This window comes from Neisseria gonorrhoeae (assembly GCF_003315235.1).
GTDB lineage: Bacteria > Pseudomonadota > Gammaproteobacteria > Burkholderiales > Neisseriaceae > Neisseria > Neisseria gonorrhoeae.
The window spans coordinates 1-9,495 of record NZ_QNRU01000024.1 but is presented as its reverse complement, the minus strand read 5'-3'; the positions used below and the strand labels follow the sequence as shown (position 1 = coordinate 9,495).

The following is a 9,495-nucleotide window of genomic DNA, read 5'->3' as shown; positions in this document are numbered from 1 at the left end:
GTATTAGGAAAGATTGCCACCATTCGGAGAATGCCCTCCCCCCAGCCCTCCCCCACGGGGGAGGGAGTGGGTTTCGGCAGATTTTTCGGTTGCCGGTGGTTTGAAAAATAACTTAAATTTGCAACCGTTGATTTCAGGTCGTCTGAAAAAGAATGCACGAAATATCAACAGCGGGAATTTTTCAGGTAGCCTTTATTGTCAAGCAGATGGAACAAACGCCGCGAGCGTTTTTTCAGACAATCTTTGAACTCATCGGTAGAGTGTGTGCCGCAAGGCGCGCATGCGGTGGGTCGGGGTTACAGGGAAAATGAAGAACGCGTGCGTGCGTACCGCACACCCTACATGCGGGCTACGGCTTGCTACGATACGGGGGTTTCGATATACAAGTTGGGTTAGCAAACCCAACATTTTAGACAATTAAGCGGTTTGTGTTAGGTTTTCAATCCAAACTACGCTTGCCACATGAGCGAGCTATGACTTACCACACTTAACCAAGGAGTTAGTAATGTTTAGTGATATCTACTTGAACCCAAAAAACTATTTTGGTATAGAAAAAAGATTGCCTTTTAAGGCATTTTGGGATAATGGCGGACAATGCTATCTAGACTTAAAAGTAGTAGATGGAAAAATAATTGCGCTTTGTGGACAACTTATTAATTATACAAACACGTCTATTGTAAATGCTGCAGAGGAAGTTTATCGGTCAATAATTGATTATTTAATTTCCAATGAGATTTTAATTGTTAGAACTAAATTTTCTTTCAAAAATATTTTTTCAACTAACGAAAAAAAATATAAGGAAATAGAAAAAGAAATAAATAAATTCTTATATAAGAATATGGACTGGTATTTATTTTTTAACAATGACATAACATTAGATCCATATACAGGGAATGATTTAATATGGCATGTGCAAATCGATCCAAATGATGGGGGTGCGCAATTCTTGGAAACTTATCAATCATGGGAAAAGTTACAGCAAAAGTATCCTAATATTACATTTTCGTATGATAAAAATGATTTAATTTTAACTAAATAGAGACCCACCCATGCCCAAACGTACCGACCTAAAATCCATCCTTATCATCGGCGCCGGCCCTATCGTTATCGGTCAGGCCTGCGAATTTGACTATTCGGGCGCACAGGCCTGCAAGGCTTTGCGTGAAGAAGGCTATAAAGTCATTCTGGTGAATTCCAACCCCGCCACGATCATGACCGACCCTGAAATGGCGGATGTTACCTACATCGAACCGATTATGTGGCAGACGGTGGAGAAGATTATCGCCAAGGAGCGGCCCGATGCGATTCTGCCCACGATGGGCGGTCAGACCGCGCTGAACTGTGCGCTGGATTTGGCGCGTAACGGCGTGCTGGCGAAATACAATGTCGAGTTAATCGGCGCAACGGAAGACGCGATCGACAAGGCGGAAGACCGCGGCCGCTTTAAAGAAGCGATGGAAAAAATCGGCCTCTCTTGCCCGAAATCTTTTGTCTGCCACACCATGAACGAAGCCTTGGCGGCGCAAGAACAGGTCGGCTTTCCGACGCTGATTCGTCCGTCTTTCACGATGGGCGGTTCGGGCGGCGGCATTGCCTACAATAAGGATGAGTTTTTGGCGATTTGCGAACGCGGTTTCGATGCGTCGCCTACGCATGAGCTGCTGATTGAGCAGTCTGTGCTCGGCTGGAAAGAGTACGAGATGGAAGTGGTGCGCGATAAGGCGGACAACTGCATCATCATCTGTTCGATTGAAAACTTCGACCCGATGGGCGTTCATACGGGCGACTCGATTACGGTTGCGCCGGCGCAAACGCTGACGGACAAGGAATACCAAATCATGCGCAACGCTTCGTTGGCGGTATTGCGCGAAATCGGCGTGGACACGGGCGGCTCGAACGTGCAGTTTGCGGTGAACCCTGAAAACGGCGAGATGATTGTGATCGAGATGAACCCGCGCGTGAGCCGTTCGTCCGCGCTGGCTTCCAAAGCAACGGGCTTCCCGATTGCGAAGGTGGCGGCGAAGCTGGCGGTCGGCTTTACGCTGGACGAGTTGCGCAACGACATCACCGGCGGCCGCACGCCCGCGTCGTTCGAGCCTTCCATCGACTATGTGGTAACCAAAATCCCGCGTTTCGCGTTTGAAAAATTCCCCGCCGCAGACGACCGCCTGACCACGCAGATGAAATCTGTGGGCGAAGTGATGGCGATGGGCCGTACCATTCAAGAAAGCTTCCAAAAAGCCCTGCGCGGTTTGGAAACCGGCTTGTGCGGTTTCAATCCGCGCAGCGAAGACAAAGCGGAAATCCGCCGCGAACTGGCCAACCCCGGCCCCGAACGTATGCTGTTTGTGGCAGACGCGTTCCGCGCGGGCTTCACGCCGGAAGAAATCCACGAGATCTGCGCCATCGACCCTTGGTTCTTGGCGCAAATCGAAGACTTGATGAAGGAAGAAAAATCGGTTTCAGACGGCCAGTTGCAAGATTTGGATTACGCCGCCCTACGCCGTCTGAAACGCAAAGGCTTCTCCGACAAACGTTTGGCACAATTGTTGAACGTAAGCGAAAAAGAAGTTCGCGAACACCGCTACGCGCTGAAGCTGCATCCGGTTTACAAACGCGTCGATACCTGCGCCGCCGAGTTCGCCACCGAAACCGCCTATCTTTACTCCACTTACGAAGAAGAATGCGAATCCCGTCCTTCCGACCGTAAAAAAGTGATGATTCTCGGCGGCGGCCCGAACCGCATCGGTCAGGGCATCGAGTTTGACTACTGCTGCGTTCACGCCGCACTCGCCCTGCGCGAATCGGGCTTTGAAACGATTATGGTCAACTGCAACCCCGAAACCGTGTCCACCGACTTCGACACCAGCGACCGCCTCTATTTCGAGCCGCTGACATTGGAAGACGTGTTGGAAATCGTCCGCACCGAAAACCCGTGGGGCGTGATTGTTCATTACGGCGGTCAAACCCCGCTGAAACTCGCCAACGCATTGGTTGAAAACGGCGTGAACATCATCGGCACATCCGCCGACAGCATCGATGCCGCCGAAGACCGCGAACGCTTCCAAAAAGTGTTGAACGACTTAGGCCTGCGCCAACCGCCCAACCGCATCGCCCACAACGAAGAAGAAGCACTCGTCAAAGCCGAAGAAATCGGCTATCCGCTGGTCGTGCGCCCGTCTTATGTTTTGGGCGGACGCGCGATGCAGATTGTCCACTCCGCCGAAGCCTTGCAAAAATACATGCGCGAAGCCGTGCAGGTTTCCGAAGACAGCCCCGTGCTGCTCGATTTCTTCCTCAACAACGCGATTGAAGTCGATGTGGACTGCGTTTCAGACGGCAAAGATGTGGTTATCGGCGGCATCATGCAGCACGTCGAACAGGCGGGCATCCACTCCGGCGACTCCGGCTGCTCGCTGCCGCCCTACTCCTTAAGCGAAGAAATCCAAGACGAAATCCGCCGCCAAACCAAAGCGATGGCGTACGCGCTGGGCGTGGTCGGACTGATGAACGTGCAGTTTGCCGTGCAGGACGGCGTGGTGTTCGTGTTGGAAGTGAACCCGCGCGCCAGCCGTACCGTCCCCTTTGTCTCCAAAGCCACCGGCGTGCCGCTCGCCAAAGTCGGCGCGCGCTGCATGGCAGGCATTTCCCTGAAAGAACAAGGCGTGGAAAAAGAAGTCGTCCCCGATTTCTATGCCGTTAAAGAAGCCGTGTTCCCATTCATCAAATTCCCGGGCGTGGATACGATTTTGAGTCCGGAAATGCGCTCCACCGGCGAAGTGATGGGCGTGGGCGCAAGTTTCGGCGAAGCCTACTACAAAGCCCAACTCGGCGCGGGCGAACGCCTCAACCCGACCGGCAAAATCTTCCTCTCCGTGCGCGAAGAAGACAAAGAACGCGTCATTAAAACCGCCAAAAACTTCCAAGCCTTAGGCTACGGCATCTGCGCCACGCGCGGCACGGCGCAATACCTGACCGAACACGGGCTGATTGTGCAGGCCATCAACAAAGTCCCCGAAGGCCGCCCGCACATCGGCGACGCGCTGAAAAACGGCGAAATCGCACTGGTCGTAAATACCGTTTCCAGCGATCCGCAATCCGTGTCCGACAGCCACATCATCCGCCAAAGCGCATTGCAGCAACGCGTGCCGCAATACACCACCACCGCCGGCGGCGAAGCGATGAGCGAAGGCGCGAAAAGCCGGGATTATCTGGGTGTGTACAGCGTTCAAGAGCTGCACGGTCGTTTGAAAAACCGCAACTGATGCCTGAATCAGGTTGAACAATGCCGTCTGAAGCCGTTTTGCGGTTTCAGACGGCATTTTGTTGCACATAGCCTTCACTTTCTTTTGACCTTTAAGCACCCTAATTTGGGGCGGTGGATTATCCAACTGCCGGACATCCATAAAAATACCGCCCGAACCACGGTTCAGACGGCATCTGCCTTGCAACGGACAGCAGCAGTTTAAAGCCCGCCCCCTTCGTTCCGCCCCAAAACCATCGCATCTCCGTAGCTGAAGAAACGGTATTCACGTTCAATCGCATGACGGTACACGGCGCGGATATGACCCATACCCGAAAACGCGCCGACCAACATCAGCAGCGTCGATTTCGGCAGATGAAAATTGGTAACCAGCCTGTCGACAACATTAAAACGGTAGCCCGGCGTGATGAAAATATCGGTGTCGCCCTGTCCGTCTTTCAAATATCCCGTTGCGCGCGCGGCAGACTCGAGGGCGCGCATGGAAGTCGTGCCGACCGCCCAGGCTTTGTTCCCCCGGGCTTTTGCCGCCTCAACGGCGGCGACGGTTTCAGACGGCACTTCAAACCATTCGCTGTGCATTTTGTGTTCTTCGATTTTATCGACGCGCACGGGTTGGAATGTCCCCGCACCGACGTGCAGGGTTACTTCTGCGGTTACCGCGCCTTTGTCTTTCAGACGGCGCAAAAGTTCTTCCGTAAAATGCAGGCCCGCCGTCGGCGCGGCGACCGCGCCCTGATATTTGGCATAAACAGTTTGATAACGGCTGTCGTCGTCCGCATCGGCGGCACGTTCGATATAAGGCGGCAGGGGCAGGTGTCCGTTCTGTTCCAAAAGTTCGTAAACGGTTTGACCGCCTTCAAAACGCAGGCAGAACAGTTCGCCCTCACGCCCGACCATCACGGCACGGATACCGCCTTCAAACACCAGCCCCATACCGGGCTTGGGGGACTTGGACGAACGGATGTGCGCCAATGCGGTATGGTTGTCCAACACACGCTCAATCAGGGCTTCGATCCTGCCGCCGCTGTCTTTCTGCCCAAACAGCCGCGCCTTCATGACTTTGGTGTTGTTGAATACCAAAACGTCGCCTGCCTCGACATAATCGGGCAAATCGCCAAACACCCGGTCTTGCAGCGGCATATCGGGCAGCGCGACCAAAAGCCGGCTGCTGCCGCGCACCTCGGGCGGATGCTGGGCAATCAGGTGTTCGGGCAGGGTAAAGTCAAAATCTGAAATATCCATTTTTACACTCTCGTTCGGGCAAGCCGCCATTATACGCACTTTAGCCCTTTTTCAGACGGCATCTTTGCCCGAAAAACCAACAGATTAGAATAAACACTCTTGACTCGGGGCATCTTGTGCGCAAAATCAAACTTCCTGCACATTTCCCCCAAAAACCGCCGTTTTTTGATATTTTACTGGACATTTACCGACAACTTCGGGAAAATGAACACAATTTCACGGTCGTTTCCCACCACAGGAAAACCGTATCCGAACACCATTCCGCCCGGTTTGCGCCGTTGCCGCAAGCCGGCTGTTTTCTGAAAAACCAACGCAACAACCCGCCGGAACACCGGCAGCCTTTAAAGGAACAGAAATGGATTTGCGCAAATTAAAAAAACTGATTGATTTGGTTGAAGAATCGGGTATCGCCGAAATCGAAGTAACCGAAGGCGAAGAAAAAGTCCGCATTACCCGTACCATTGCAGCTGCGGCAGCTCCCGTTTACGCCGCGCCCGTACCTGCCGCCGCGCCGGCCGTAACGCCGGCCGCCGCACCCGTTGCGGCATCCGCGCCCGCCGCCGCGCCGGCCGCCCGCGATTTGTCCGACGCTCAAAAATCGCCTATGGTCGGCACGTTCTACCGCGCGCCCGGCCCGAATGCCGCCGCATTTGTCGAAGTCGGTCAACAGGTCAAAGCCGGCGACACGCTGTGCATCATCGAAGCGATGAAGCTGATGAACGAAATCGAAGCCGAAAAATCCGGCACGGTCAAAGAAATTCTGGTCGAAAACGGTACGCCCGTCGAATTCGGCGAACCGCTCTTCATCATCGGATAATCCTGTTTTCAGACGGCATAAACTTCCGATGCCGTCTGAAATGCTTTCCCCCCCTTCAGCGTTCCCGCACCCTTTTTTACGGACGGGTTGCCGGAACCGCAGGAAAGGTCATCATGCTGAAAAAAGTTTTAATCGCCAACCGGGGCGAAATCGCCTTGCGCGTACTCCGTGCCTGCCGCGAAATGGGCATTGCCACCGTTGCCGTGCATTCCGAAGCCGACAAAGGCAGCCTGCACGTCAAACTCGCCGACGAATCCGTGTGCATCGGTCCTGCCGCTTCTGCGCAAAGTTATCTGAACATTCCCGCCATCATTGCCGCCGCCGAAGTAACCTTCGCGGACGCTGTCCACCCGGGCTACGGCTTCCTTGCCGAAAACGCCGATTTCGCCGAACAGGTCGAACAGTCCGGCTTTACCTTCATCGGCCCGAAACCCGACACCATCCGCCTGATGGGCGACAAAGTCTCCGCCAAACACGCGATGATAGCGGCAGGCGTGCCCTGCGTCCCCGGCTCTGACGGCGCATTGCCCGACGATGATGCCGAAATCCTCAAAATCGCCGACAAAGTCGGTTATCCCGTGATTATCAAAGCATCGGGCGGCGGCGGCGGGCGCGGTATGCGCGTGGTCGAGAAAAAAGAAGACCTCCTCCAGTCTGTCGAAATGACCAAGGCTGAAGCGGGCGCGGCGTTCGGCAACCCGATGGTTTATATGGAACGCTACCTGCAACGCCCGCGCCACGTCGAAATCCAAGTGCTTGCCGACGAACACGGCAACGCCGTCTATCTTGCCGAGCGCGACTGTTCGCTGCAACGCCGCCACCAGAAAGTCATCGAGGAAGCACCCGCCCCGTTTATCGATGAAGAGGCACGCAAAAAAATCGGCAAAGCCTGTACCGACGCGTGCAAACGCATCGGCTACCGGGGCGCGGGCACGTTTGAATTTTTATACGAAGACGGCGAATTTTTCTTTATCGAGATGAACACGCGCGTTCAGGTCGAGCATCCGGTTACCGAACTCATTACCGGCGTGGACATCGTCCAAGAGCAACTCCGCATCGCATCCGGCCTGCCGCTGCAATACAAACAGAAAGACATCAAAATCGAAGGCCACGCCTTCGAGTGCCGCATCAATGCCGAAGACCCGTACAACTTCATCCCCAGCCCGGGCCCGATTGAAAGCTGCCACCTGCCCGGCGGCTTCGGCATCCGCGTGGACAGCCACATCTACCAAGGCTACCGCATCCCGCCGTACTACGACAGCCTGATCGGCAAAATCTGCGTACACGGCAAAACGCGTGAACAGGCAATGGCGAAAATGCGCGTCGCACTCGCCGAGCTGGCGGTAACCGGCATCAAAACCAATACGCCGTTGCACCGCGACCTGTTCGCCGATGCGGGTTTCCAAGAAGGCGGAGTGAGCATCCATTACCTGGAGCACTGGCTGGAAGCGCGCAAAACCAAACAGGACAAATAAGCCGCCGCCGATATGCCGTCTGAAGCCGCCCTTCCGCGTTCAGACGGCATTTCCCTTGCCCCGCCGTCTGAAACCGATTTCGATATTTCCAAGAAAGCCCGTTATGCCCTACCAACAAATCACCGTCAACGTCAACGATGCCGTCGCCGAACGCCTCGCCGACGCGCTGATGGAACACGGTGCACTCTCCGCCGCCATCGAAGATGCCTGCGCCGGCACGCAAAACGAACAGGCGATTTTCGGCGAACCCGGTATGCCCACCGAACAAATCTGGCAGCAGAGCAAAGTCATCGCCCTGTTCGGCGAACACGACGAAGCCGCCGCCGTCATCGATGCCGCCGCACAAGAATGCGGGTTAAAAGACTTGGCATACACCGGCGAAACCATCGAAGACCAAGACTGGGTGCGCCTCACGCAATCGCAATTCGACCCCATCCGAATTTCCGACCGCCTGTGGATTACCCCCTCTTGGCACGAAGCCCCCGAAGGCTGCGCCGTCAACCTCCGCCTCGATCCCGGACTCGCCTTCGGCACCGGCAGCCACCCGACCACGCGCCTCTGCCTCAAATGGCTGGATACGCAACTCAAAAACGGCGAAAGCGTCCTCGACTACGGCTGCGGTTCGGGCATCCTGACCATCGCCGCCCTCAAACTCGGTGCAGGTTCCGCCGTCGGCGTGGATATTGACGAACAGGCCGTCCGCGCCGGCAGGGACAACGCCGAACAGAACAACGTCGATGCACAATTCTTCCTGCCCGACAGTCTGCCTCAAGGGCAATTCGATGTCGTCGTCGCCAACATCCTCGCCAACCCTTTGCGTATGCTCGGCGAAATACTTGCAGCCCGCACCAAACAGGGCGGACGCATCGTGTTGTCCGGTTTGTTGGATGAACAGGCCGAAGAACTCGGCGGCATTTACAGCCAATGGTTCGATCTCGACCCGGCGGAAACTGACGAAGGCTGGGCGCGCTTGAGCGGCGTAAAACGCTGAAACGGAAAGGAAACACCGTGCAGGACAAAAACAACCTCTGCTGGCTCGATATGGAAATGACGGGGCTGAATCCCGAAACCGACCGCATTATCGAAGTCGCGATGATTATTACCGACTCGGATTTGAATGTGTTGGCGCAATCCGAAGTTTACGCCATCCACCAAAGCGACGATCTGCTCGACAATATGGACGAGTGGAACACCGCCACACACGGCAGGACGGGGCTGACGCAGCGCGTGCGCGAATCGTCGCATACCGAAGCCGAAGTCGAACAGAAACTGCTGGACTTTATGTCGGAATGGATACCCGGACGCGCCACACCGATGTGCGGCAACTCCATCCACCAAGACCGGCGTTTTATGGTCAAATATATGCCGAAACTGGAAAACTACTTCCACTACCGCAACCTCGACGTTTCCACGCTGAAAGAACTCGCCAAACGCTGGAATCCGCCCATTGCCAAAAGCGTCGTCAAACGCGGTTCGCACAAGGCATTGGACGACATTTTGGAGAGCATCGAAGAAATGCGCCACTACCGCGAACACTTCCTGATTTCCGCCCCGAAAGCCGAAGCGCAATAAAAAACAAACAATGCCGTCTGAAACGCTATTTATATTCAATTAAAAACAAAATAGTACAACACTCGACGTTGAAGGTTTAACCATGGCATACTCTGCGGACTTAAGAAACAAAGCTTTAAACCATA

General features: G+C 54.7%; 8 protein-coding genes. 7 read left to right on the top strand and 1 reads right to left on the bottom strand.

Translation table 11 applies throughout. The features are described from left to right. The first annotated feature begins 505 nt into the window (after nt 1-505). Together DFR77_RS09360 and carB are read left to right on the top strand one after the other, a co-directional pair. Nucleotides 506-1,039 (top strand): hypothetical protein, encoded by a 534-nt coding sequence (locus tag DFR77_RS09360; RefSeq protein WP_003692498.1) that lies wholly within the window; start codon nt 506-508, stop codon nt 1,037-1,039. Between the two features lie 10 nt (nt 1,040-1,049). Further along, the gene (gene carB, locus DFR77_RS09355; protein ID WP_003697927.1) at nt 1,050-4,265 is read left to right on the top strand and encodes a carbamoyl-phosphate synthase large subunit; all 3,216 of its coding nucleotides are present in this window, start codon (nt 1,050-1,052) and stop codon (nt 4,263-4,265) included. Nucleotides 4,266-4,465: 200 nt separating this feature from the next. Here carB and queA read toward each other — a convergent pair whose 3' ends face one another. Next, complete coding sequence (queA, locus tag DFR77_RS09350) at nt 4,466-5,506, bottom strand: tRNA preQ1(34) S-adenosylmethionine ribosyltransferase-isomerase QueA (RefSeq protein ID WP_003687270.1); 1,041 nt, start codon at nt 5,504-5,506, stop codon at nt 4,466-4,468. A 116-nt stretch (nt 5,507-5,622) separates the two neighbouring features. Between queA and DFR77_RS09345 the strand changes: the two genes are divergently transcribed. From DFR77_RS09345 to orn, 5 genes are all read left to right on the top strand, one after another. Continuing rightward, nucleotides 5,623-5,880, top strand: a complete 258-nt coding sequence (locus tag DFR77_RS09345; RefSeq protein ID WP_003687268.1) for a hypothetical protein — start codon at nt 5,623-5,625, stop codon at nt 5,878-5,880. Continuing rightward, the gene (gene accB / locus DFR77_RS09340) at nt 5,862-6,323 is read left to right on the top strand and encodes an acetyl-CoA carboxylase biotin carboxyl carrier protein (protein ID WP_003687267.1); all 462 of its coding nucleotides are present in this window, start codon (nt 5,862-5,864) and stop codon (nt 6,321-6,323) included. Before DFR77_RS09345 ends, accB begins: the two co-directional genes overlap by 19 nt. Nucleotides 6,324-6,436: 113 nt before the next feature. Beyond that, the gene (accC, locus tag DFR77_RS09335; protein WP_003692490.1) at nt 6,437-7,798 is read left to right on the top strand and encodes an acetyl-CoA carboxylase biotin carboxylase subunit; all 1,362 of its coding nucleotides are present in this window, start codon (nt 6,437-6,439) and stop codon (nt 7,796-7,798) included. Between the two features lie 103 nt (nt 7,799-7,901). Further along, entirely contained in the window at nt 7,902-8,789 is an 888-nt protein-coding gene (gene prmA / locus DFR77_RS09330; RefSeq protein WP_003692488.1) for a 50S ribosomal protein L11 methyltransferase, read from the top strand. Nucleotides 8,790-8,806: 17 nt separating this feature from the next. Continuing rightward, nucleotides 8,807-9,370 carry an oligoribonuclease gene (orn, locus tag DFR77_RS09325; RefSeq protein ID WP_003687260.1) on the top strand — a complete coding sequence of 188 codons (564 nt, stop codon included), beginning with the start codon at nt 8,807-8,809 and terminating at the stop codon, nt 9,368-9,370. The last annotated feature ends 125 nt before the right edge of the window (nt 9,371-9,495 follow it).